Origin of the sequence: Pseudomonas sp. NFPP28, from assembly GCF_900115535.1 — a bacterium.
Lineage (GTDB): Bacteria > Pseudomonadota > Gammaproteobacteria > Pseudomonadales > Pseudomonadaceae > Aquipseudomonas > Aquipseudomonas extremorientalis.
On the sequence record NZ_FOWT01000001.1, the window covers coordinates 627,671 to 652,646 of the forward strand.

Consider the following 24,976-nt stretch of genomic DNA (forward strand, 5'->3'; position numbering starts at 1 on the left):
GGAAGTGCTCGCTGTCTTGCAATTTAACAGGAGCATCTGACCTGCATTGAGCGGCAAAACGTCGCGGCAGGCCCGCCCCCATAACCGTCGGAAGGTTCTGACTCGAAAAACACATTTCCCTCACAAGCAGCGTCCAGCGACTACGCTTCAAGCAAGTCCGATCAATCTGCGTGAATGGATCAATCGACTATGGGCGCACTGTGGCAAACCGAATCGACCAAGGCTGCGAAACCACAAGGCAGTTCGGACCCAGCGCCTTTACCCGAAAGTAAACCCCGGCCGCGCCATGGGCGTCGCCTGTTCTGGTTGATCGTGCTGATGGCGCTGATCGCCCTGGGCTTTGCCGCCGCCAGGGAGATGCGCACCTCGCACCTGCAGGCCGAGGCACTCAGCCGGCTGGCCCGCGACCTGACTTATGACGTCAGGCCCGGCCCCAGCGATGCGATCGTTTACCCCGGCGCAGGCCCATTCGATCGTCGCCTGGGCTACAGCGACCTCGATACATTCCTGCCGCGCTTGCTCAAGCGCGGCTACGTGATCGAAGCCCAGGCGTGGTTTTCCCCCGCGTTGATGGACTACAGCGCCAAAGGGCTGTTCGTGCCCTACACGGAAAAAATCCAGGCGGGACTTTCCATCACCGATTGTCGCGCCGTGCCGCTGTATCGGTACGACTACCCGCAACAGTTGTACTCAAGCTTCACGGCTATCCCCTCACTGGTCGTGAACAGCTTGCTGTTCATCGAAAACCGCGACCTGCTCGACCCCGCGCAACCCCAGGCCAACCCCGCCGTGGACTGGCCACGCTTCGCCAAGGCAGCCTGGTCGCAAGTCGCCCGGCTGCTGCACCTGCCAGGCCAGAGTGCCGGCGGCAGTACCCTCGCCACCCAGTTGGAGAAATATCGCCATTCGCCGGACGGGCTGACCGTATCGGGTGGGGAAAAGCTGAGACAGATGTTTTCCGCCGCCGTGCGCGCTTACCACGATGGGCCCGAGACCTTGCCGGCGCGGCAGGATATTGTGCGCGACTACCTCAACAGCGTGCCGCTGTCGGCGGTGCCGGGGCACGGCGAAGTGCACGGCATGGCCGAGGGGTTGCGGGTGTGGTACGGCGCCGACTTCAACCAGGTCAACCAGGCCTTGCGCGGCCCAGTGAATGCGCAGCAAGGCCTGGCGTTGCGTCAGGTGCTGTCGTTGATCATCGCGCAGCGTCGTCCTTCCCATTACCTCGCCAAAGGGCGGGACGAACTTGCCGACCTGACCGACAGCCATTTACGCCTACTGGCCCAGAATGGCGTGATCGGACCTGACTTACTGAAGGTCGCCCTGGCGAGCAAGGTCACTTACCGCGACTGGGCACAACAACCCACGCTTCAACCGATAGAAACCAATAAAGGCATCAGTGTGGCCCGCAGCCGTTTGGCCGCATTACTTGACCGGCCGCTGTACGACCTCGACCGCCTGGACCTGTCCGCCACCACGACCCTGCAAGCGCAGTTGCAGGGCCAAGTCAGTGACTACCTCAAGCACCTCGCCGACCCCGAGTATGCACGCCAGATCGGCCTGATCGGCGAGCGCCTGCTCACTCCCGCCAGTACCGCCCAGGTGCGCTACAGTTTCACCCTGTTCGAACTGACCCCGGACGGTGCGCGGGTGCGGGTACAGACCGACAACACCGACCAGCCCTTCGACATCAACGAAGGCAGCAAGCTGGAGCTGGGCTCCACCGCCAAGCTGCGGGTGCTCACCACCTACCTGCAAATCATCGCCGAACTACACGGCAAGTACGCCGCGCAAGCGCCCGCCGCGCTGAAAAAAGTCGCCGTCGACGACCAGGACCGCCTGAGCCGCTGGGCCCTCGATTACCTGATCCAGGCCCCGGACAAATCCCTGGCCGTCATGCTCGACGCGGCGCTGGACCGCACCTACTCGGCCAGCCCCGGCGAGCGCTTCTTCACCGGCGGCGGCTTGCACAGCTTCCATAACTTTCGCAGCCAGGACAACGGCCGCAGCCCGACCCTGCGCGACGCCTTGCGCGAATCGATCAACCTGCCATTTATTCGGCTGATGCGCGACGTGGTGCGCTATGTCACCTATTCGGGCGAGAACAACAGCGCCGAGTTGCTCAAGGACGACAGCGACCCGCGCCGCCAGGAATACCTTGCCGGTTTCGCTGACCGCGAAGGCACCACCTTCCTGCGCAAGTTCTGGAAGAAGTACCAGAAGAAAGACACCCAGGCACGCCTGGACACCTTCCTCGACAGCCTGCGCCCAACGCCGATCCGCCTGGCGGCCGTGCACCGCTACCTGTTGCCCGACGCCAGCCAGGCGAGCTTCAACCTGTTCGTGCGCTCACACCTGGCCGGCATCAAGACCCACGAAAAACTCACCGACGAACGCCTGCAAAAACTCTACAAGGACTACGGCCCCGGCACCTACGACCTGCCCGACCAAGGCTACATCGCCAAGGTGCACCCGCTGGACCTGTGGTTGCTCGGCTACTTGCTCAACCATCCCGAGGCAACGTTCAGCGAGGTGGTCAAGGCCAGCCAGTTCGAACGCCAGGAGGTGTACAGCTGGTTGTTCAAGAGCCGCCACCAGAGTGCGCGGGACAGCCGCATTCGCACCATGCTGGAGATCGAAGCCTTCCTCGACATCCATCAGCGCTGGCAGGCCGTGGGCTACCCCTTCGATCACCTGGTGCCGTCCCTGGCGACGGCGATCGGCAGCTCTGGCGATCGCCCGGCGGCCTTGGCTGAACTGATGGGCATTATTCTCAACGACGGAGTGCGCCCCAAGGTTCTGCGTATCGACAGCCTGTTGTTCGCCGCCGGCACGCCGTACGAAACGCGCGTCGTCAACGACCCGGCACCCGGCAAACAGGTGATCCCGGTCGAGGTCGCCAGGGCCCTGCGCGGCGCCTTGTCCCAGGTGGTGGACGCCGGCACCGCCAAACGCGTCGCCGGCAGTTTCAAGCTGGCCGACGGCACGCCGCTGGCCATGGGCGGCAAGACCGGCACCGGCGATAATCGCATCGAGGCCATCGGCGCCGGTGGGCGCATCCTCAGTTCCAAGTCGATCAACCGCACTGCCACGTTTGTGTTCTACCTGGGCGAACACCACTTCGGCACGTTAACCGCGTTTGTCCCCGGCCAATCCGCCGAGCACTTCACCTTCACCTCGGCCCTGCCCGTGCAGGTGCTCAAGGGCATGGCGCCGTTGCTGATGCCGTACTTGCAACCCGGCAGCCAGACCCTGTGCCGGGCAAACGCTGACCTCAGTCGAGGCTGAAAAACAGGCGCCTGGCCACGCCCAGAGAGAGAGCTTGACGTTCGATCTCAGGCACAGGTTGCAACTGACCAGTCTGCCCGCGACGAATACGCGCAAACCTGTCCGCCTCGACTTCGGCCTGGTCCTGGCGGCCCAGGTGTTCCTGTTCGGGACGCTTGAGGTGGGCGGCCACGAAATGATCGTCCAACGCCTTCTGCGTCGGGTAATGGAAATGGGCGACACACAGCGCTTCGCCGTTCGCGGCATCGACGACGGCGTAGACCTGCAGATAGTCGTCGCGGTGCCCCTTGAGCGCCACCCGCCCGCCGCGCCGGGTTATCCGAACCTCGTGGTGGCGATGCAGGAACTCCAGCGTGTCCTGGGTGATGGGCCGTACCTTGCTCGCCTGTATGCGAGCCTCCAGGCCGGCGGCCTCCAGGCTCGCCACCGAGGCGTGCAAGCGGCTGACCATGGCCCGGGCGTTGGCCTGTTGCACCACTGCCAGCCGCGTACTGTCGAGCACACTCAGCTTCTTGTTGATGTCCTCGGCCACCCAGCGTCGACGGGTGGCCTGGGACTCCAGCAGGTATTGCAGGCTCGACGGCTGGTTGACGCCAGGGATCATGGCCTTGACCTGATTGATGGCTTTATCGACCGTCGCCAACAGGGCTTCGCCTTTTTCCATCAGGCTGCTCAATGCCGGATCGGGGCGGCGCCGGGCGGGTGTCGGCCGGGCATCCCACACGCCGTCTTCGGCTTCGGTGAAGGCGGCGATGACTTGGCCCGAAGGGTCACGCAGTTCGGCGGCTGGGTGGTCGGACGGCAGGTCGCTCAGTTGGGCAACATACAGGTCGCGGTTACGCGTGCGGATGATCTTCTTGCGCCTTGCCCCTGGTACGGGTGCGGGCGGCTTGGTCCGTGGCCTGGTCTTGGCGACCGGTTGCGTCAGGTCGTTGAGTTGGCCTTCGATGTACAGATGCAGCTGTGTCAGTAACGCCTGGAGTTTTTGCAGGTAATCCACGTTGAACTTGTCCGGCTCCATGGCCCGCCAGAACTCGATCTGATCGTCGGTTTGCGCGTAGACCCGGTCAACGCTCTCCAGCAATTCGATGCGCTCCTGGTCAGTGACCTCCACGTGACGCAAGTCCGCCATGGAACGGTTGGCCCGACGCGCCCGGTTGATGGTTTCGCTGATGCTGTCGAAGAAGGCGTCCTCCAAAGGCGGCCCCGCAACATCGATGGCGATACCCCATAACGTGGTGAACTGCAGGGCTTGCAGGTCCTGCACCGATGGCCGTGGGGGCAAGCCTGCCGTCAAGGCCTCGGCCTTGTCGCGGCCAAGCCTGGGAACCTGCCGCAATTCGTCCAGGTGAAGGTCCTCCAGGGTTCGCCAGTGAATAGCGTGGTCGTGCAGCGTCGCCAATTCGCGCAGGCCCTGTCCCAACTCCACATGGGCCTGGCGGTTGATGTCGGACTGAGCCTCATCCTCGGTTTCGTCCTCCAACAATTTGAACACCGGATCGAGTCGCGCGTTGGTTGCCACCATCTGGTCGCGGGTCAGGGAGCTGAGCAATTGCGTGCTCAACACAACCGACTCCAGGGCGCCGCACAGCTCTTCTTCATAACGCGTGCGCGGTGCCAATTCGCGCAATGCGCGCAGGGTGTGCAGTTCCTTGCGGGCGAAACCACAGGCGCGTTCGGCTTCCTGGTGATAACGCTGCCGGGCTTGCACCCGACGTTGCTCATCAATGGCGCCTTCAGGCTGTTCGACCAGTGCACGGGCCACCGCCATCGCCTGGCGAGCCCGCGTCTGGTCCTGGCGTGCCTGCTGGTAGTCGCGGGTCAGGCTTTCACGCCGTGTACTGGCTGCCTGGCGGGCTTCCTGCCGGGCAGGGTCATCCGCGCCGCCACGCAGGTGCAGGCCCAGGTCGATGTCCCAACGCCCGTTGCCCAGGTGTTTGAGCCAGGGCCCCAGGATTTCGTCCGTGGCACCGACCACCCGTACCCGCCCCTGTTGGATCTGAACGCGATAGACCCGCCCGCGTACCAGCGCCTGCCAGTACCCGCCGACAGCCGATGCGGGTTTCAACAACCCTTGCAACGGACCGCTGGCTTCAGCCTGTTTCAGATCGTCGGGCGTGGGCTGCGACTCGAGGCTCAAGGCCGTCAGCCGCGCCTGCATGGCCGGGGTCAGGGTATCCCGTGCGTTGGCCCAGCCAAGCGGCGCACTGAACGATGCCGGGGCCACCACCCGCACCGGCGCGGCAGGCAACGGTTCGGCGCGGGCCAATGGCGCAAACGCCGGATGTTCCAGGTCCAGATGGCGCTGCACGTCATGGGGGGCAGCCTGATGCGCTATCACGGCTATCAGGTTGACCAGCATGTCCGTGACGGCGGCGGCTCGCGCCTGGGCATCGGTACTGTGCAGGCTCTGAAGATCCTCTCGTACGCTGTCCGTCAACTGCAGCAGCCACCCGGACAACGCCGCCGGCCCACGCAGGAACGGCAGCAGGTTGGTAAACAGCAGCCAACCGAGTTTTTTCAGGGTGGCCCAGCGCTGTTCGGCATTGGACTGTGACTGACGGTCGGCCAGGGTCACCAGCGCCTCGGCGGTTGCAATGAAAACCTGTTGCGCCGGGTCGCCCTCGACCACCTGTTTGTGCAGTTGTGCGGGAGCCGGTTTGGTGTAGACCGTGAACTCATCCGTCGGTAAAAAATGCCGGATGTGCGGCTCGATGAAACCACCCTTGACATAGATCGCCTGGCGTCGTGCATCTATCCAGCTCAGCACCTGATCCTGCAGTTCGCCAGGGGCCCTGATCGCCTCGAGCAAAGCCGCCAGGCTTTCATACTCCTGCAACGTCGGGCTCAGCAGTGGCCGGTACAACAGGTGCGGCCCTTCGTGCCCGGCCTGGGGCCCGATGATGAACTGGTTGGCAACCACGTCCGCCACCTGATCGGGCGCAGCGCGAAACGCCAGCGGCCACAGGGCCATGCCTTTTCCATCGAGCAGGCGTTGGGCCGGAGTAGCTTGCAACGCGGCCTGCAAGCGCAGGAAACCGGTGCGGGTCAGGCCGTGCAGCCCCTGGATTTTGTATTGCAGAGCCAGCAGCGGCAGTTGGTTACGCAGTTGCCGGCTGAACAACCGCCGGCGGCGCGTGGCTTCAGATTGGTCCTCCACCAGCTTGCGCTTGAGCAACAGCGGATAGGCTTGCCCGATATCGACCTGCTCGATGCAGGTGCTCAGCAGGTTGTACGTCAACCACGTCGGGGCCTTTTCGCCCTTGAGGCTGATCGACTTGGGCGTGTGTGGAAAGCCGGCGAGGTTTTCCAGGGCCAATTGCACCAGTGTCACGGTGACGGGTTCGACTTCCCCGGCAATGAAGCCGCCCGGCAGCGGCACGGCAGCGGCAATCACGCGATCGAACCGCAGGCTGATGTCTTGTGCTTTCAGCTTGGCCGTCAAGGGCTGCTGCTGCAAACACCCTTGCAATTGCTCGATGGCAAACTGCTCAATCGTCGGGATACCTTCCAGGTAGTCGTGTGCGCCCTCGGCATGCCCGGCCAGCACACAGCCACGCAGCAATTGGGCACAGGCGATACTGTCGGCGGCATCGGCCTGGCTCAGCCACAGCGGCAAGCCAGCACGCAACTTCTGTTGAAGAGAACTCAGGCGCGCGACAAACCAGTGAAAGGGGTCAGTGATGTCGTTCAGCAACTGTTGCAAAGCCTGGGGCGTGCGTGGCACCCGGCGGTCGATGCGGTCGAGGTCGCGCAACTGCCGCTCCAGGTAACTGGCCGCCAAAGCATCGAAGGGGTCCCCCTCCACCGGCTGGGAAAACCACTGTGCGACTTGCCCTGACGGTGACGGTTCCACCTCGGCAGCCAGCAAAGCCCCTATATCGTCTATAGCTTCAATGGGGGTGATTCCCGAGGCCGGGTTGTAGACCAACAAAGACGAACGCCCCAGCGCCAGGGTCCGCTCAAGCAACAGCCAAGGCAGCGTGCGCAGCTGGTTTTGCTGCAGGTGCAGCGTTTGCACGCGCAATGCCGCGCTGTGCAGGCTCCACTCACGGTCGGGCCGGGTCGCACGCAACAAGGTTTTCGGAAACAGCTCGGCAAAGCGCGCCGGGCTCATGCCAGGCGGCATGGGGGCATCGTAGAACAGCGCCAACAACTCATCGGACAAATACCCCCAGCGCACGCTGTCCACGGGCATTGCCTCATGCCACCACGCCTGCAATCGCTGGGAAAAAGCCTCCAGCAGAAAGCTACCGCATTCGTTGATCAATACCTCCAGTTCGGCAAGGCTCGGCCCGCCCGGCCCAATCACCTCGCGTACGCGTCGGACCACCTTGTGATAGTCCTGCACCAGCAACACTGGCCGAGCAGTCGCCAGGCGCTCCACCACCATCTGCGCCAATGAGGCATAGCGCCAGGCGCCTTCATCGGGGTGATCTTCAGGGGTTGCGATATGGAGCCATCGCGCGTGCTCGTTACGCGCGCTGAAATGACGGTCCAGGTAAGCCTGGGCACTGTCCAGGGCGACTGCCAACAAGGAGGGAGGGTCGTTGAACAGGGTTTCGATCTGTTCAATATGAGCTTGGCGCAGGGCGCTGGCAGTGAGGGGCATCCAGGTCTCTCCATGGGGTGGGTCCACTCAAGCTAATCCCTTGCGCCACCTCCGAAGACGTAGACAGTTAACACCGCCGACCGAGCCCCAGGAATAAAGCGCAGGCGACTTCAACTATCTACTGCCTCGCCCCCACCCCAGGGCACCTAGGCTGACGACCTTTTCTACACCTCAAGGTCATCTGCCATGCACCCGCCACCGCAGCCCGCGCCCGCGTCGTCCCTCCACCCAGACAAAGGCCCGCACTATGAATTGATCAAACAGAAGATCCCGCCATGGCTGCTCGCAACCTCGCCGGCCAGAGCTGAAGCCTTGAGCAAGGCCCGCCTGGACCTCGCGTCCTGGTATCACAGCGCGCCCCCTCAGGCTCACGCCAGCCTCAAGACGGCCAACGCCCAGGCATGGGTCACCCAGAACACGGTGGATGAGCGCCTCGAACAGGTCCAGGACGTCTATGCCTTCGCCGAGCCGTTGCTGACCCAGGCGCTCAAGACAACATACGGCGTGGACGCCAGCGTCCGGGACACCTTCCTGTTCCTGTACAGCGTCAAGGGCACGTTCATCCAGGGTGTCACCAGCCGCAGTGTGTCTCTGCTGGACGCCGCCCTGCACAACTTTGCCAAGGATGAGCACTTCACCGACGACTCCAGCTACACCAGCCGGCCCGACGCCCGCGGTCACTTCACCCTCAAGCCCCTCAAGCAGCAGATGAGCATTGCGCAGTTCACCGCCCTGTGCCGACAACTGGATCTGGGTGCCCAGTACCAGCGCCACCTGCAACAGCACCTGCTGCCCACCGACGAAACGCAACTGGCCGCGCTGCACGATGCGCTCATCGCCAGCCAGAAAGCCGCCCTGAACGCCGCGGCCCACCACGCCTTGCTCACGCACGCCATCGACCCCGCCAGTTTCCATGTGCTGCAACGCGCCCTCAACGGCGAGCGAGGCGTGCTGCAGTTTTATGAGTTGCAGATGATGGACTCGCGCCTGACCGGCATCCTGCTGATCGCCGCCGACCTTGAGCGCGCAACGGTCACCGTGCCGGTACTGGCGTATATCCCCCATGACCCACAGGCACCACTGATGGCATACCCCAGCAGCGCGGCGTTCATGCAAGCGCTGACCGATAAGTTGCGCACCGCCGCGTACCGCCAGTTCTTCAGCCAATTCATCGACCAGCAACAGCGCGGGCACTTTTTCGCCAACCTCGAACAACGCCTGAACCGCGTCCAGTGGTATCGCCGCACCGATCCGCTGGACACGCGCCCTACCTGGCGGGACACGCCGGTGGACCAGCCGCGCCTGCAATACGCCGCCGTGCCCATCGACGGCGACCTGTGGCGCCATCGCCTGCAACGCGGCCTCGACAAGATCTTCAATGACGCCCGCGACATCGTGGTATCCACCGCCGACAGCGACAGCCGCGCCCGCTGGGCCTGGTGGGATAATTTCAGCCGCGTGCTCAGCGAGATCTTCAACGCCGCCTTGCTGGTGATCACACCCTTCGTGCCGTGGCTGGGTGAGCTGATGCTGGCCTACACCGCCTACCAGTTGCTCGATGAAGTGGTCGAAGGTGTGGTGGACCTTGCCGAAGGCCAGGCCAGGGAAGCGGCCACACACCTGGTCGGCGTGGTCAACGAGGTGGTGCAGTTGGGTACGTTTCACATCGGCGGCCAACTGGTCAAGCTCATCCCTTCGCCCTTCGTCGATCAACTGCAGGCCATCGAACACAATGGTCAACCGCGCTTGTGGAACCCCGACCTGCGCCCCTACGCGTTGAAGGCCCCCGGCCTGCCCAGCGATTCGGCACCCGACGCGCTGGGCTTGCACACCCACGCAGGCCGCAGCGTGCTGCCCCTGGACGGCGAGCACTATGAAGTCAGGCTCGACGACGCCGGCCACCGTATCCAACACCCCAGCCGCCCCGACGCCTACGCACCGCGTTTGCAACACAACGGCCAGGGTGCCTGGACCCACGAGGCCGAAGACCCCAGGACCTGGGACGACCCCCAATTGATGCGGCGCCTGGGTCACAGCGTCAATGACCTGGACGCGGCGCAACTGGAACAACTGCGCCAGACCAGTGGCACCGAGTACAACGAACTGCGTGCGCTGCATCGCGACAACGCAGCCCCCTCTCCGCGCCTGGCCGACAGCCTCAAGCGCTGGCGGCTGAGGCAGCACACGGAGCGCCTGGCCCAACGTTTAAAGGTCGGCGAGGCGGTGGATGATGACACCTACTGGAGCCCTCACTTGGCCACCGAACTGCCGCAATGGCCAGCGGACCAGGCGATTGACGTGTACGAAGAAGATGACCTCGGCGGCGCGCCCCTGCGTTACGGCGCCACCGACGCCAACGCCGTGCTGCCGATCAGCCGCCAGGCCCTGAACAGGGGCGAGCTGGCGCCGCGCCTGCTCGACGTTCTCAACGAAGCGCAACTCCAGGCCCTCGCCGGCCCCTTGCCGCAGACACGGGCGGCGCGTATCGATGCATTGCGCCAGCGCCTGGCCGATCAGCTCGCCGTACGTCAACGGGCAGTGTTCGACTACCTCTACCAGCACAGCGAGAGCGTGAACCAGGCAACGGCGCTGCGGGTCCGCGAGGCGTTCCCCGAACTGCCCAAAAGCCAGGTCGAATATCTGCTGGAACAAGCGCGCCCGGACGAACGGGCGCTCATGACCCACGGCCATCACTTGCCTCTGCGCCTCAAAAGCCTCGGGCGCGCACTCCAACTGCAAGCCCGGGCCACTCACGCGTATGAAGGCTTCCACGCCGCGCCGCTGCTCAACGAGCACAGCGAGCGCATGATGCTCGGTGCGCTTGAGCAACACAGCCCGGCCCTCGCCGCGCTGCACTTGCAAGTGCGCAGCCAGTCCACCGGCGGTGCAGTGCGCGCCGAGGCGGGTCGCGGCGACGCCCGGCGTATCCTGGTACATCGCGAAGACGGCCAGTACGCGGTCTACGACGGCGCTCACCAGAGCCTGCACCCCGCCAGTGACTTTTACAGCGCATTGCTCAACGCCCTGCCCAGGCCAACGCGTACCGCGATGGGCGACGCCGCCGCCGACGGCCCGGCGTTGCGCAACTGGTTGATGGAGCGCCTGGTACCGCTGGAGGATCGCTGCCGAGTGCTCGCCGACCCCATCGGCGCGCCGCCCGAACGCGAGACCCTGCGCCTGGTGCAGGCGCCAAGGTTCAAATGGGCGAGCAAGCTGCTGGGGCTGTCGCCAGGCTCGGTGGAAGAACGCGTCAAAGCCTTGTACCCGGGATTGAGCGCGGCAAAGGTGCAGGAACAGGTGCAAGCGTTTGACTCACCGGATGGCCTCACGGCGCTGCGTGAGCTGGAGCGGGAGAAAAAGCAGCTGGCCAAGGACCTGAAGAAATGGGTGGAGGCCCCCACGAGCCGGCATCAGGGCAACATCGAAGAACAAACCGCCGAGCGACTGGTGCGCTCTCAACTGTCCCAGGCCTTGCGGCGCAGTTGGGAGAAATCGGCAAGTGGCTACCGCGACGGGTTTGGCGAGCGCCAGCCAGGCAGCCGCCTGGACCTGGAAGGCTGGCCGCTGGGTACCTACCTGTTGCATATGCCGACACTGCGCACACCGCTCAAACACATCACCAGTCTGAACCTTGGCGACACCGGACTGGGCGATGCGCAGGCCAGGTTCCTGGAATTGTTTCCAAACCTCATCACTCTGGAGCTGGCGCAGAATCGCCTGACGCGGCTGCCGGAAACACTCACCACTCTGCCACGCCTGACCCAACTGGGGCTGAGCGCCAACCCCTTGCAATGGGACGCCCATTCCCTGGCCCAACTCAACACCCTCAGCCGCCTCAAGGTGCTGGACCTGTCCTACAACCGCCTGCTGCGCGAGCCACCGGACATCAGCGGCATGCCCGACCTGCGCGAGCTGTACCTGACGAATACGCAGTTGACGCAGTGGCCGCAAGGGTTGTTCGAACAGCCACGGCCCGAGGATTTCCTGCTCGACCTGCAAAACAGCCCGATCAAGAGCGTGCCGAAGTTTCTGCCCTGGCAAGCCGAGGCGCTGTTGGTGGCGCGCACGCGGTTGGACCGCAACCAGCTCGGCCTGGACGACGAAGAACGCATGGTCAGCTATCGCCTTGGCGCCGGCCTCGACCCTTATCGCACCTACCCGCCGCGTGGCGAACAGGACAGCGCGTTCTGGCTGCAGGACCTGCCGGCCGAACAGGGTCCATCGCGTCAGCGCCAATGGGACGAGCTGGAACAGGAACACGGCTCCCAGGGTTTCTTCGAAGTGATCCGCAGCCTGCAGACGCCCAACTACTTCGAGACCGAGGGCGATCGGGCCGCGTACCTGGCCAACCGGCGGGCGCTGAGCCTGAACGTCTGGCGCATGCTCGACGCGATGCACGCCGATGAAGCGCTGCGCAGGCGCTTCTTCACCCTGGCCAGCGCGCCCGCCAACTGCGCCGATGCGGGTGCGCAGGTGTTCAATAGCCTGGGCGTGCAGACCCTGGTGTACGAGGCCTACGCTGCACGCCCGGCCCTGGAAGAAGGCGCCTTTGCCCGGCGACTGGCGCACCTGGCCTGGCAGGCCGCACGCCTGAGCCGCGTCACCGCCCTGGCCCGCCAGGAAGTGGCGCACCGACTGGCGCCGATTGACCAGGGTGGGCTCGGGTTGCGACTGACCAGCGAAGTGATCGATGGCGTACCGGGCAGCGTGGATGAAGTGCAGGTGCACACGGCGTTGCAGACCGCCCTCAAGGCACGCCTGCACTTGCCCTGGCTGGCAGAACATATGGTCTATCGTGTCACCGCGTCGGTGAACCCCGCACTGATCGAGACGACCTACAAGGCCGTCATCGAGAGCGAGGCCGGCGACGGCCGGGTGGATGCGTTGTTGAACGTCGAGTTCTGGGACCAGTACCTGGAAGCCACTCACGCCGAAGCGCTGGCGCTGAACACCCAGGTCCATCAGGACAAAGCCGCACGCCTGGACGACTTGCTGCAGGCCCAGCACGCCTGGGTGCAGGGCCAGGGTTCGCGGCAAAGCGTTGAGACCCTGGCCGATGCGCTGGGCGTGCCCCGTGCCAGCGTGCTGACCGACGCCCCCGTTAGCCAGGCAACCTATGAACGCTGGCTGGAAGACGTGGCGCAGGCCCACAAGGCCCTGCGCCGGCAATTGACCCGTGAGGCGCTGGGCCCGCTGCAAAGCGAGGCCGCGCCCTCAGACTTCGGAGTCCCAGACCACCGTAGCCGTTCCTGAATAGGTGGTGCCGCTGCCGTGTTCGAGCATCTGTGCCACACCGTCGGCCAGTACCGAAAAGTGCAAGGTGCTGGGTTGCCGGTAGATGTAGATGCGCGGCTGGAAGCGCTCGGTGCCGCTGCCGTCCAGGCGCAGCGGCAAGCGGTTGACCGGCCGCCCGGCACTGTCATACAAACCCGCCGGGAGGCTGACGGCCACCTCCAGCGGCACCTGGTGCGTGCCGTTGCTGACGCTGCAGGTGTTGCCCAGCGGCTGCCCGCACTCCAGGGTCATCTTGAAGGGGCCGCCCGACCACAGGCTGACGGTCTGGTCCCTGGCCAGGCGCGTCGGTTTGCGCCCGTTCTGCAGCCAGTTCTGCCAGCCGCCCTGGGGTTCCAATTGCACCCGGTTGCCGCCCGGCGGCACCTGTACGCGCAGGTGATGGTCCACTGTCAGGGTGAAGTTGAACGTCAGGACGTTATCGTTGGGGATCATCACATCGCCGAAATCGAAATCCCCACCCGGGCCGAGTACGTAGCTGAGGCTGCCCGTGTATTCACCCGGCGCCATGGCCAACGGGTTCGGGGTTTTCAGGCCGTAGGCATACTCCATATTGCTGTAGTTGAACCAGTCGATGGTGGTGGAAGGCACCCGGTGACACACCCCGGCGTTTTCCGGGACCAGCCAGAAGAACAACACAAAGTTGGTTCCAGCGGCAAAATAGTTGATGCCGCGACAAGGGCTGGGCGCATCCCGCCACGCGCTGCTCCAAGGCAAGCCGGGTTGCCCCCAGGCACTCACGCCGGGGCGGCTGTTCCAGCGATGGCCGATGCCTGCGATGCGCATCTGTACCGTATCGGTCTGCCCGGTTTCGGTATGGGTGACCTGCACCGCACGCCACTCCGAAGGCACCTTCCACATGGCCCCCTGGCGGGGGCTGGGGTGGTTTGCGGGAATGGGCCCGTTGGCCTCGGCCGTGAAGGCGTTGGTGCGGATGGTGAAGATCCCCAGCGCGTTGCAATGCCCCGGGATATGCCCCGGGCAAATGCCGCTCTGGGGCGTGGTGTTGACGAACTCGTTGACCGTCGGGTTGGACGGGTCGGGGCGGAACTTGGCGGTGATGTCCTGGGTAAGTGCGCTGGCCAAAGGGCTGATCAACGCGGCCGTCAGCCCGGATGCCAGGATCAGTCTGCTGATCCAATAGTGACTCATTTAAACCTCCGAATCCCAGATCACGGTGGCTGTGCCTGTATAGGTACTGCCGCTGCCGTGTTCGAGCATCTGCGCCACCCCCTCGGATTGAATGGAAAAGTGCAGCGTGCTGGGCTTGCGGTCGACAAAGCGGGTCGGTTTAAACAGCTCGCTGCCACTGCCGTCAAGGCGCAGGGGCAAGCGGTTGACCGGACGTCCGGAGGCATCGCTCAAACCTGCGGGCAACGTGACAGCGATGTCCAGCGGCACCTGATGCGTACCGTTGCTTACGCTGCAGGAATTGCCCATGGGCGCCCCGCACTCCAGGGTCATCTTGAACTGAGTACTGGTCCACAGGTTGAGGGTCTGGTCGCGGTACAACCGGGTCGGTTTGCGCCCGTTTTGCAGCCACGCCTGCCACCCCCCTTGAGGCTCAAGCTGTACGCGATTGCCACCGGGGGGCACCTCGACCTTGAGGATATGGTCCACATCCAGTACGAAGTCCAGGATGGCGACGTTGTCGAACGGAACCACGCGGTCGCCGAAATCGAAGTCCATCCCCGGGCCTACGGTGTAGAGCTGGCTGCCACGGTAAATCCCGGCGGGCATATCCAATGGGTTGGGCGTACGCAGCTCGTAAGTGAAATACAGGTCGGGGAAATCCATATAGGGCAGATCAAACAGCGCCTGGGTGGCGCAGGCGCCCGCATTTTCCGGCACATGCCAGAGCCACTCGACCCAGTAAGCGGTGCCATTGATCATTCCGGTGGGGATACACGGTGCCGGCGCTTTATGCCAGCGTCCGGTACTCCACAATTGTTCGTAGTCTCCACCATTGGTGATCAGCGTCACATGCCCGCCGTGACGCTCGGTGCCACCGATCCCCGAGATACGCACCTCCAACTGACTGCTGTCGCCAGCAGCGCTGGTGACCGTGATGGTTCGCCATTCGGACGGAACCTTCAGGTATACGCCCTGACGCGGGTCGGCGTGGTTGGCGGCAACCGGTCCACCAGTGGTTTGCGGCCTTGGGCCGATGGGCATGTCCAGACTGAACCAGCCTCTAGGCTCGCAGTAATAAACGAAGTGCTTACAGAACCCCGTACTGGGCGTGACGTTGGTAAAGCGGTTGACCATCGGGTTGCTGGGGTCGGGACGGAATTCGGCACGGACCTCGGCGGAACCGGCCTGGGCTGCACTCGCAACCAGCGTGAGAACCAGGCCAAGGCCCCATTGGATATGACGTAAATACCTCATGGATTCGCCCCCGGCGCCAGCGCATCGAACACCATGTGCACCGTGCCGTAATAGTTACCCGGGGCGTAGTCATCCGCCGGTTTGATCGCGGCGATTTCCAAAGCCACGCGCTTGCCCGGCGCGGCATCGGTGCTGGACACCACTTCGCTGGAGGTCAGGCCCAGCTCTTGATTGTTGAAGGTCACGCGCAGGTCGATACGCTCCCTGCCGTTGAACAGAAACGGTTCGGCATCCAGCCGTGCGCCAATGGCGCCGCTGACGTTTTTCACATCGAATTGCGCACGCAGCGGCTTGAGTTGCGATGACACCGGGTTGTAATCCAGCGGCTGGTCGCGCTGCACCAGGGTCGGATCCACCGGGAGCACATAAAACTGCGCCGTGGGGATTTCCACGAACACCTCGAAGGTTTCCCGCTCTACCGCCGCGCGGGCCGAGGGCAACACGCAAATGGCACTGAGCGAGGCGAATGCCAGCGTCTTGAAGAGTGTGATCACCCCTTGACCTCCATCGGTTTTTTCTCGCTGCCTTCGATCAGGCTGAAGCGGTAGGAGCGGCCAGGCTCTTTATCGAATCCATAGGAACGACCGGCCATGATGTGGTGCTTGACCGTCGGCCGGCATTCCAGGGTATTGGCCGCCGAGCAGTCCTTGAATTCATCGACCACCACGACACTGTTGCCCTTGTTGACCAAGGTGTAGCGCTTGCCTTCGTCACGCACCTGGGTGTCAAACCGCACGTTGCTGGGGCGCACGAAAAACACCGTGCCGTAACCCGCCAGCACGCGTACGCCAGCGGCCAGGCTGTCTTTGTATTGCTTGCGCTCTTCTTCGGTGACGGCGAACTCGTCTTCGGTCTCGGGCACCACCGGTACGAAGCGCACGCGGAAGTAGCGTTCCTTGTCACGGTTGCCCATGAACAGCAGGCGCGTGCCCTGGGTGCCGTTGGCCGGTACGATCAGCCGCGCCGGGCTGGCCATCAGGCCATCGCGCGCAGCGGCGCCGGGCTGGTTCTGCAACGGTACTTCACGGTAGGAGCCATCGGCGTCGTAGATCATTTCCAGGATGTTGACCTTGACGAACGCCGTGGAGGTGCCGCCATTGAACACCCGTTTCATATAGGTGCTCTTACCCGCCTCCAGGTAGTCGTACACCACGCCTACGTTGATCTGGGGGCCCGCCTGGGCCCCCAGGGAGAAAAGACATACGCATAACAACCAAAAACGTTTCATGCCACAACCTCATGTTTTGCAAGCGGCCAAGCGCGGCCATTTATCCAGGAACTATTCAACCCGCCGTTGCCGTGCCCAGGGTGGCCTCGGCCAGGGTGTCAGGGGTACAGCGCAGGTCACCGATCATCAGCACATCGCTCTCCTGGCGCGCCTGGCTGGGGTCAAGGCGGAACTGGCAGAGCAACTGGTTGGCGTAGCGCACTTCCAGGGTGGGCGAGCTGGCGTTCATCTCCATGGAGAAGAACCCGTCGACCTCGCTGACCCCGCGACTGGCGTGATTGATCACGTGGTGCCCCTTGAGCGGCCGGCCCTGGGCATCCAGCAGGCGACCGAGCACCGTGACGGTTTTCATCACGCTGATCTTGCGGTAGCCCACCCCGCCCTTGTTCAAGTGGTAGCTGGACCGCGCCGGCTGAATGTTGGCCGCCGGTGGATGGTTGCCCTCGAAGTCGAAACTCAGGGTGCTGTTCTTGTAGGCGGTGATGGGCACGAAGTTGCGCCCCGGCCGCAGGGTGCTGCTGCCGCCGGTAAGGTCGTCGGCGCGCAGGGTGATGTCGTCCAGGTCGGTCTCCACGTCCACGATCATCCCGGCGCCGTGGCCTTGGGGCTGGCTGCTCAGGGCAACTTTCTGCCCGCCCACCGCGACGGTGCTGCTCAGGTTCAAGCCACCGGTGATCTTGTTGTTGAAGGAGGAACGCTGGGCAAAGGCATCGCCGTACAGCGCATCGGTCTGGAAGCTGGTACGACCGGACAACCCGACGCCGTAAGTATCGGCAATCGCCGTGGCCGACACGCTTTGCAGCACGTGATCGTCCAGGGTGCGCTGGTAGGTCAGCGAGCCATTGTTGTCGCGGCTGCCGTCACGGGCAGTGCGCGTACCGAGGCTGGCGGACCATTGCTCGTTGGGCCCGCCCAGGGCCAGGCTGACGCTCACGTCGACGCCCACGTTGCGTTTGTCGCCGGTGCTGGAGGTGGCCGGGCGATCGAACACCGAAAAACGCCAGTTGGCGTCGCTGCCGAGAAGCTTGCCGCGCTGGTTCCAGCCCAGGTCCAGGCCCAGCCCTTCGATGTTGCCCTGGCTGTAGGACAGGCGCGAGTTGATCGAACTCTTGTTGCTCAATCGATGGTTGATCGACAGCGACGAGTTGCTGGTCTGGCCGATAAAGGCGGTCCGCGGCCGCAGCCGTGTGCCATCGGGGAGGATCTCGAAGGTGCGGCGGGTGTCCAGCCAACTGCGGTTGTGGCTGAGTACCACGCTGCCGTGCCCGTAGCTGTAGAGGCCTTGCATATCCAGGCCGGTGCCATGGTCCTGGGTCTGGTAGACGTTGGCGTAGAGGCTGGTGCTGTTGGCCAGGGTCCAGTCGATGGACGTGCCGTATTGCATCTTCTCGCGCACTTTGCGCGTGGACAGGCCCAGGATTACCCGTGGATGGGCCAGGTAGTTGGCGCTGGCGCCGTAGGTCATGAACCCGGTGGCTTGTTCGTCCCAGTTACTGAGCAGCTTGGTTTCCCGACCGACGAAGGTGTTATAGCGCCAGCGTTCGTCGGCATTGCGCCAGTTGTTGGGTTTGTACACCAGTTCCTGGGTGGTGGCCGTGGTCAGCCCGTCTTCGATCAGACGCACCTCTACTTCATAGATGCCCCCCGGCAGCGAGCGTGTGTCGAGGGTCTGCAACCCCGCCGCCACCGGCTGGCTATTGATCAACAGGCCATTACGGTAGATCTCCACCGACGCCTGGCGGCTGGCGGTGACGTAAATCGGGTACACGCTGGGCTTGGGGTTGTTGATCAGCAGGCTGTCGGAGCTGCCGTACATCAGGCCCACGGCGGTGTCGGGGTTGGCGCCGAATGAGCGGACCTGCCGCGTGAGGCCATCGGAGCCAGGGGTGAAGTAACCCAGGCGCAGGAAGTTGCCTTCCATTTCACGCTGGCTGTAAAGCTCATGCACGGCGTGGTACAGCGTGGTATCGGTGCCGCCGAAACGCGACAGTTGCAGGTTCAGTGCCTGGGTCCAATTGCCGACGCTGGCGCTGGCTTCCAGGCCGTAACGGCCGCCCAACGCTTCATCCTGCCCACCATTGAGGTTCAATTGGTTATTGACGATCAGGCCCAGGCTTCCGGCCTCCGGCTGGTCGTAATAACGCTTGGTCTGCGTGGTGCGCTCGACGTTCTCGGTGAGGATCGAGACCAATGAGTTTTCCAGGCTGTAGTGCATCGCCAGGAGTTGCTCTGGGCAACTTCTTTCGCAACTTCCAAGGGTCATGCCCTGTTGCAGGAGTTGCTGCCACTTGGCCCGTTCTGAAGCCGCGAAGGGACTGTCGTTGGCGTCTGTGAATTCCAGTAAGGTAATACGGTCATTGCGATCCAGCACAATCATGGCCTCGCCGAGAAACTGTTGGTCCAGTTCCACGCGCACGGCCAAGGGCACGTCAAAAAAGTGCTCTTCGAAATCGTTTGGCAATCCCTTGGACTGTGACAGCAAACTGCCCGGCGTCGTGCCAGGCGCTGTCGGCGCGGCCAGGGCGCCGGCGCACATCAATAGCGCCAGCGCGCCCGCAATAGGCGTCTTCGAAAACATGAACGGAATACTCGTAAATACGCACAGTCAGGGCTGCTTGACAAGGTCGGCAGCCATTGCCGGCAACCGACCTTGGGTCAATGCCCGCGTGATCGTCGCGATCACGGGGCCAGGGGTGCTCCGCGTCGGTTACGGATTCGGCGTACGCGGCACGGCGTCGAAGATCACCGTGTAACTGGCGGTGTACAGGCCATTCTGGGTGTCTGTCGGCTTGGCCGGAGTGATCACCAGGTCGGCCTGGGTGCCCGGGGTGGATTGAGGGTCGTCCACCACTTCCTGCGGGGTGCCAGTCAGGGTGACGCCGTTGAAGGTGTTGGTCAGCGCAATGCTGTTGGAACCGTTGTACAGCGCGGCCGACGTCGGGCCGCCTTCGATGTAGGCATGCACCGAACCGTCGGTGTTTTTCACGTCGAACGTGGCGCGCAGGGAACTCAGCTCACCGCTCACCGGGTTGTAGTTCATGGTTTCGTCTTTACCGAAGTTCGGGTCCCGTGGCTGCGCATGAAACTGCTTGGTCGGGATGTCGGCCTTGATGTTGATGGCGGTGCGCGCGTCATCGGCGGCAACGACCAGGGACGAATTCAAGGCGACCGCGACCAGAGCGGCCGCGACGGAAAGTTGTTTCAACATAGCGATATACCTGTTGGTTAAAAACAATTTAGTGAAGTCATTAAAAACCTGCATTACGCAAACTTTTCAACAACTTGCATTGACGAACGCACCGTCTCGCCTTATGCCCAACAAGTATTCTCAAAATAAAAGTTCAAGTAAGCAGTCCGCTTCTCTACTTCATGTAGCCGAGACACACCTAGTAATATGGGAAAAAAGTGGCATTTTGCCAAAACTTTAAAATCACCTGTAAGAAAAAGACTACTTGATAATAAACGAGAATAATTACGCACCGAAAAAGTATGTAAGAACAATACGACATGCGCATAAAAACTCCAACATTCGCGTGCCGACAACGCGTGTAAGAGAACACCACTGACTACTTGAGTAGTTACTCTATTTATACAGAGTTGAATAACTCGAAACTTTCAGCCTGCTTTTCAGGCTCGTAATGCCTTGCGTGCCGTTGGTCGGGTGCGTTTGCCCTAGTCATAAGATATATCTTACGTTGTATCTAACCACGACAGGAGAAGCGCAATGAGAGGACACCCTCACCACGACAGCCACGACGGCTTCGAAAAACGCGGCGGTCGCGAACGCGGTGGCCGCGGCCCGCGGGTCTTTGCCCCAGGCGATCTGAAATTGCTGCTGCCGGCGCTGATCGCCGAACAGCCATGCCATGGCTATGACCTGATCCGTCAGATCGAAAGCCTGTTCGACGGCGCCTACAGCCCCAGCCCCGGGGTGATCTACCCCACGCTGACCTTTCTTGAAGAAAGCGAGTTGATCAGCGGCGACACCGAAGGCGGGAAAAAACGCTACACAATCACCGACGCCGGTCGTCTCTTCTTAAGCGAGCAGACGGTTGCCCTCGACGGTATTCGTCTGCGCATGGACGTGAGCAAGCGCGCACTGCGCGGCCAGGACCGCCCGCCGGAAATCCACGAGGCGGTGCACAACCTGCGCCATGCCTTGCATTCGCACCACGGGCGCTGGAGCCCGGAAGAAATCGTGCGTGTCGCGGCGCTGCTCAACAGCACCGCCCAGGCCATTGTCGACGGGGAAAACCAATGAATACGCAAACCATCCATCGCGTTACCCACGAAATCAAACGTCGCCGCCTGCAGGTGCTGCGGGTGGTGGACATCACCCCGCGCATGCGTCGCATCACCCTGGGCGGGCCAGAATTGGCCGGGTTTGTCAGCCTGGGCAGTGACGATCACATCAAGCTGCTGTTCCCCCAGAACGCCGCCGAACAGGCCGCGCTGGAAAGCCCGACGTTCGCCATCAAGGGCGACGGGCCGCAACCGGCCATGCGCGACTACACGCCGCGGCGTTTCGACCTGAGCATCGGTGAGCTGGATATCGACTTCGTGCTGCATGGCGACGGCCCTGCGTCGACCTGGGCCGAGCAGGCGCAGGTTGGCCAACACCTGTACATCGGCGGGCCACGGGGCTCGATGATCGTGCCGGATATCTTCGACAGCTACCTGTTGATCGGCGATGAAACCGCCATCCCGGCCATCGCTCGCCGCCTGGAAGAATTGCCGGCCGGGCGCACCGTGCTGGCCGTGATCGAGATCGCCAATACAGCCGAAAAGCAGGCGCTGCAAAGCGCGGCCGACGTCCAGGTGATCTGGGTGATTCGCGGCCAGGACGACCTGCTCGACACCGTGCGCGAACTGACGCTGCCGAGTGGCTCGCTGTACAGCTTTGTCGCCACCGAAACCAAGCTGTCGCGCCAGGTGCGCCGCGTGCTGCTGGACACGCACCAGGTCAAGGAGGAGTTCCTCAAGACCGTCGGTTACTGGCGCGCCGAAGGCAGCGACGAAGAATGAATCAGGGCTGGGGCTTGATGAGCTTGTCCAGCCCCACCACTGCCGCTGCAATCGCGACAAACCCCGCCAGAATGCCCCCCGCATTCACGAACACCTGTGGATAACCAAGGGTGCCCACATCAATGAACGGGTACTGATACTGCCCGAGCAAATCCCCCCGCAGCAGCACATAGGCAAAGTACACCAGCGGGTAAATCACCCAGCCGGCGATGTGCCTGAGGTGCAGGTTGCCCTTGGGCACGCACTGCCACCAGTAGATAAAAAACAGCACCGGCATTACGTCGTGCAGCAACTCGTCGGCGATGAACTGGAAGCCTTCGGGTTGCCACAGATGCCGCAGCAACAGGTTGTAAGCCAGGCCCACCACCAGGATGCTCACGGCGATCCCACTGCTGATGCCGGGCGCGAGGAAAAACCGCTTCGCGGGTGAATCGCGCTTCACCAGCGCATAGCTCAACACCACCACCGCGAGGGTGTTGGTGAGCACGGTGAAGAAACTGAAAAAGTTGACCAGCCCGCCCATCAGGCTGGCGCCGGATTCCCAGCGCGAATAGAAAATCAGGTATTGCTGAATCACCAACCCCACCCAACCAGCAAGCGCCGCCGCAGCCACAAACCGCTTCATGGGATCAGTCCAGCGGGCGTTTGGTACGCATCAGTTTCACGTACAACCCTTCGACTTTTTCCCGCGCCCACGGGGTCTTGCGCAAGAACGTGAGGCTTGACTTGATGCTCGGGTCGCTCTTGAAGCAGCGTACGTCAATGCGTTCGGCCAGGCCGGCCCATTCGTAATGCTCCACCAGGGTGGTGAGGACGTGTTGCAGGGTCACGCCGTGGAGAGGGTCGTTGCTTGTCGCGGTCATGCCAGGCCTTTAGAAAAGAGAACACACAGCTGCGCACTTTAGCACGATCAAAAAAGTTCCCGTTTTCAGCGAAAAAGAGATGTTATATTGTAACTATACATATCAAATCTTTTCGTTGCTTTACAAAGGAATGCCCAATGCTCTTCTCTTCCCTATGGCGCCTGTCCCCGCTCGCCGCCGCCCTCCTGATCGGCTCCGAAGCCCATGCCCTGGAGCTGCAACCCCAAGTCATCACCGGCAACCCCCTGGGCAGCGAGCAGCTCGCCTCGCCGACCACCGTGCTGGAAGGCGATGACCTGACCCTGCAACAAAAGGGCAGCCTCGGCGAAACCCTGAACAAGCAGCCAGGCGTGTCGTCGTCGTACTTTGGCCCGGGCGCCAGCCGGCCGATCATCCGCGGGCAGGATGGCGACCGCATTCGCATCCTGCGCAATGGCGTGGGCGCGCTGGATGCGTCATCGCTGTCCTACGACCACGCGGTGCCGCTCGACCCGGTCAACGTGGATCGCGTTGAAATCGTGCGCGGCCCGGCGGCGCTGTTGTACGGCGGCAGCGCCATCGGTGGCGTGGTCAACACCTTTGACAACCGCATCCCCACCGAAGCCATCGAAGGCATCCACGGTGCCGGTGAATTGCGTTACGGCGGCGCCGACACCACGCGCAGCAGCGCCGGCAAACTGGAGGCTGGCAACGGCACGTTCGCCTTGCACCTGGACGCCAACGCGCGGGAATTCAACGACCTGAAAATCCCAGGTCAGGCGCGCAGCCGCCACGCGCCGGCAACCGACGACGCCCCCGGCAAGAATGGCCGCCTGGGCAACAGCGACGGGCGCCAGGACGGCGGTGCCGTAGGCGGTTCCTACACCTGGGACGACGGCTATGCCGGGTTGTCCTACAGCAACTACGACGCCAACTACGGCTCCCCTGCCGAACAGGATGTGCGCATCCGCATGAAGCAGGATCACTACGCCTTCGCTTCGGAGATCCGCAACCTGCAGGGTCCGTTCACCTCGGTGAAACTCGACGCGGGCTACACCGACTACGAGCACCGCGAAATCGAAGGTGGCGAAACCGGCACGATCTTCAAGAACAAGGGGTATGAAGCCCGGATAGAAGCCCGCCACCAGCCGCTTGGCCCGTTCGATGGCGTGGTGGGCGCGCAAGTGACCCGCAACGAGTTCTCCGCCCTCGGCGAAGAGGCCTTCGTGCCGCAGACCGACACCAACGCCGGCGCGCTGTTTATCCTCGAAGAAATGCAGGCCACCGAGCGCCTCAAACTCAGCCTCGGCGGGCGCCTGGAACACACCAGCGTCGACCCGGATGCCAAGGGCAACGCGCGTTTTGCCAATGCCGACAAATCCAATGACTTCACCGCCGGCAGCTTGTCTTCGGGTGCGGTCTACACCCTCACACCCGTGTGGTCCCTGGCCGCCACCCTGGGCTACACCGAGCGTGCACCGACCTTCTACGAGCTGTATGCCAACGGCGCCCACGTCGCCACCGGCACCTACGAGCTGGGGGATGCCAACCTGAAAAAAGAAAAAGCCGTGTCCAGCGACCTGGCGCTGCGCTTTGACAATGGCACGCACAAGGGCAGCTTCGGGGTGTTCTACAGCCGCTTCTCCAACTACATCGGGCTGTTGGGCAGCGGTCGCACGCTGAACGATGAAGGCGAAGAAGACGCGGGCGGTATCCCTGAGTACAAGTACTCTGGCGTGCGGGCACGCTTCGCCGGCTTTGAAGCCCAGGATCACTGGAAACTTGGCGAAAGCGCCTACGGTAAGTTCGCGCTGGAACTGTCAGGCGACTACACCCGTGCGACCAACCTCGACACCGGCGAAGCCCTCCCGCGTATCGCACCGTTGCGCTTGAACAGCGGCTTGCTATGGGAACTGGACCGCTGGCAGGCACGTATCGATGTGGAACACGCGGCGGGCCAGGGTCGCGTGCCGGATAACGAAAGCGGCACCGATGGCTACACTACGCTCGGCGCAAGCATGGGTTATCACTTCAATATGGGTGGCAGCCAGTGGCTGGCGTTCGTGAACGGCGAGAACCTGACAAACCAGACCGTGCGCTATGCCAGCTCGATCCTGCGCGATATTGCCCCGGCACCGGGTAGAAGTGTGCAGTTTGGCGTTCGAACTACCTTCTAAAAAATTTCCCCCCAGCCTGTAGCAACCCGCTTACTGTGGCGAGCGGGCTTGCCCCGCGTAGGGCTGCGCAGCAGCCCCAAAACCAGTCACTGAGTCTTTCTCAAAGAATGCGGTGAATTGACAG

At 63.0% G+C, this 24,976-nt stretch carries 14 protein-coding genes; 5 read left to right on the plus strand and 9 right to left on the minus strand.

Translation table 11 applies throughout. The features are described from left to right. The first annotated feature begins 189 nt into the window (after positions 1-189). Positions 190-3,288: a transglycosylase domain-containing protein gene (locus BM110_RS03010; RefSeq protein ID WP_093512305.1), complete on the plus strand. Its 3,099-nt coding sequence runs from the start codon at positions 190-192 to the stop codon at positions 3,286-3,288. On the opposite strand, the gene BM110_RS03015 is transcribed toward BM110_RS03010, so the two are convergent. Further along, complete coding sequence (locus BM110_RS03015) at positions 3,275-7,900, minus strand: hypothetical protein (RefSeq protein WP_093512307.1); 4,626 nt, start codon at positions 7,898-7,900, stop codon at positions 3,275-3,277. The genes BM110_RS03010 and BM110_RS03015 overlap by 14 nt on opposite strands. Before the next feature lie 186 nt (positions 7,901-8,086). Between BM110_RS03015 and BM110_RS03020 the strand changes: the two genes are divergently transcribed. Beyond that, complete coding sequence (locus BM110_RS03020) at positions 8,087-13,153, plus strand: dermonecrotic toxin domain-containing protein (protein WP_093512309.1); 5,067 nt, start codon at positions 8,087-8,089, stop codon at positions 13,151-13,153. Here BM110_RS03020 and BM110_RS03025 read toward each other — a convergent pair. The 6 genes from BM110_RS03025 to BM110_RS03050 all read right to left on the minus strand — a co-directional run bounded on the left by BM110_RS03025 (position 13,115) and on the right by BM110_RS03050 (position 20,016). After that, positions 13,115-14,344 carry a hypothetical protein gene (locus BM110_RS03025; protein WP_093512311.1) on the minus strand — a complete coding sequence of 410 codons (1,230 nt, stop codon included), beginning with the start codon at positions 14,342-14,344 and terminating at the stop codon, positions 13,115-13,117. The genes BM110_RS03020 and BM110_RS03025 overlap by 39 nt on opposite strands. After that, positions 14,345-15,580, minus strand: coding sequence for a hypothetical protein (locus tag BM110_RS03030; RefSeq protein WP_175507930.1), 1,236 nt, complete (start codon positions 15,578-15,580; stop codon positions 14,345-14,347). Next, on the minus strand, positions 15,577-16,074 hold the full coding sequence (locus BM110_RS03035) for a CS1 type fimbrial major subunit (RefSeq protein WP_371914358.1): 498 nt from the start codon (positions 16,072-16,074) through the stop codon (positions 15,577-15,579). The genes BM110_RS03030 and BM110_RS03035 overlap by 4 nt, the downstream gene beginning before the upstream one ends. Beyond that, a complete protein-coding gene (locus BM110_RS03040; RefSeq protein WP_071488668.1) occupies positions 16,071-16,808 on the minus strand; it encodes a pilus assembly protein in 738 nt (245 codons plus the stop codon). The genes BM110_RS03035 and BM110_RS03040 overlap by 4 nt, the downstream gene beginning before the upstream one ends. A gap of 55 nt (positions 16,809-16,863) precedes the next feature. Beyond that, the gene (locus tag BM110_RS03045; RefSeq protein ID WP_093512313.1) at positions 16,864-19,386 is read right to left on the minus strand and encodes a CS1-pili formation C-terminal domain-containing protein; all 2,523 of its coding nucleotides are present in this window, start codon (positions 19,384-19,386) and stop codon (positions 16,864-16,866) included. A 129-nt stretch (positions 19,387-19,515) separates the two neighbouring features. After that, entirely contained in the window at positions 19,516-20,016 is a 501-nt protein-coding gene (locus BM110_RS03050; RefSeq protein WP_092241001.1) for a CS1 type fimbrial major subunit, read from the minus strand. 516 nt (positions 20,017-20,532) lie between these two features. Between BM110_RS03050 and BM110_RS03055 the strand changes: the two genes are divergently transcribed. Both BM110_RS03055 and BM110_RS03060 read left to right on the plus strand, forming a co-directional pair. After that, on the plus strand, positions 20,533-21,069 hold the full coding sequence (locus BM110_RS03055; protein WP_071488665.1) for a PadR family transcriptional regulator: 537 nt from the start codon (positions 20,533-20,535) through the stop codon (positions 21,067-21,069). After that, complete coding sequence (locus tag BM110_RS03060; RefSeq protein ID WP_093512315.1) at positions 21,066-21,833, plus strand: siderophore-interacting protein; 768 nt, start codon at positions 21,066-21,068, stop codon at positions 21,831-21,833. Before BM110_RS03055 ends, BM110_RS03060 begins: the two co-directional genes overlap by 4 nt. A 1-nt stretch (position 21,834) precedes the next feature. Here the strand turns inward: BM110_RS03060 and BM110_RS03065 are convergent, their stop codons facing one another. Continuing rightward, a complete protein-coding gene (locus tag BM110_RS03065) occupies positions 21,835-22,458 on the minus strand; it encodes a Pr6Pr family membrane protein (RefSeq protein WP_093512317.1) in 624 nt (207 codons plus the stop codon). Positions 22,459-22,462: 4 nt separating this feature from the next. Further along, positions 22,463-22,696 carry a VF530 family protein gene (locus tag BM110_RS03070; RefSeq protein WP_048720273.1) on the minus strand — a complete coding sequence of 78 codons (234 nt, stop codon included), beginning with the start codon at positions 22,694-22,696 and terminating at the stop codon, positions 22,463-22,465. Between the two features lie 137 nt (positions 22,697-22,833). On the opposite strand from BM110_RS03070, the gene BM110_RS03075 reads away from it, so the two are divergent. Continuing rightward, positions 22,834-24,852, plus strand: coding sequence for a TonB-dependent receptor (locus BM110_RS03075; RefSeq protein WP_093512319.1), 2,019 nt, complete (start codon positions 22,834-22,836; stop codon positions 24,850-24,852). Positions 24,853-24,976: the final 124 nt, after the last annotated feature.

Excerpts from the sequence above, each read along its gene's own strand:
- BM110_RS03010 (WP_093512305.1), top strand. The coding sequence starts at position 190 with ATGGGCGCACTGTGGCAAACCGAATCGACCAAGGCTGCGAAACCACAA.
- BM110_RS03015 (WP_093512307.1), bottom strand. The coding sequence starts at position 7,900 with ATGCCCCTCACTGCCAGCGCCCTGCGCCAAGCTCATATTGAACAGATC.
- BM110_RS03020 (WP_093512309.1), top strand. The coding sequence starts at position 8,087 with ATGCACCCGCCACCGCAGCCCGCGCCCGCGTCGTCCCTCCACCCAGAC.
- BM110_RS03025 (WP_093512311.1), bottom strand. The coding sequence starts at position 14,344 with ATGAGTCACTATTGGATCAGCAGACTGATCCTGGCATCCGGGCTGACG.
- BM110_RS03030 (WP_175507930.1), bottom strand. The coding sequence starts at position 15,580 with ATGAGGTATTTACGTCATATCCAATGGGGCCTTGGCCTGGTTCTCACG.
- BM110_RS03040 (WP_071488668.1), bottom strand. The coding sequence starts at position 16,808 with ATGAAACGTTTTTGGTTGTTATGCGTATGTCTTTTCTCCCTGGGGGCC.
- BM110_RS03045 (WP_093512313.1), bottom strand. The coding sequence starts at position 19,386 with ATGTTTTCGAAGACGCCTATTGCGGGCGCGCTGGCGCTATTGATGTGC.
- BM110_RS03050 (WP_092241001.1), bottom strand. The coding sequence starts at position 20,016 with ATGTTGAAACAACTTTCCGTCGCGGCCGCTCTGGTCGCGGTCGCCTTG.
- BM110_RS03055 (WP_071488665.1), top strand. The coding sequence starts at position 20,533 with ATGAGAGGACACCCTCACCACGACAGCCACGACGGCTTCGAAAAACGC.
- BM110_RS03060 (WP_093512315.1), top strand. The coding sequence starts at position 21,066 with ATGAATACGCAAACCATCCATCGCGTTACCCACGAAATCAAACGTCGC.
- BM110_RS03065 (WP_093512317.1), bottom strand. The coding sequence starts at position 22,458 with ATGAAGCGGTTTGTGGCTGCGGCGGCGCTTGCTGGTTGGGTGGGGTTG.
- BM110_RS03070 (WP_048720273.1), bottom strand. The coding sequence starts at position 22,696 with ATGACCGCGACAAGCAACGACCCTCTCCACGGCGTGACCCTGCAACAC.
- BM110_RS03075 (WP_093512319.1), top strand. The coding sequence starts at position 22,834 with ATGCTCTTCTCTTCCCTATGGCGCCTGTCCCCGCTCGCCGCCGCCCTC.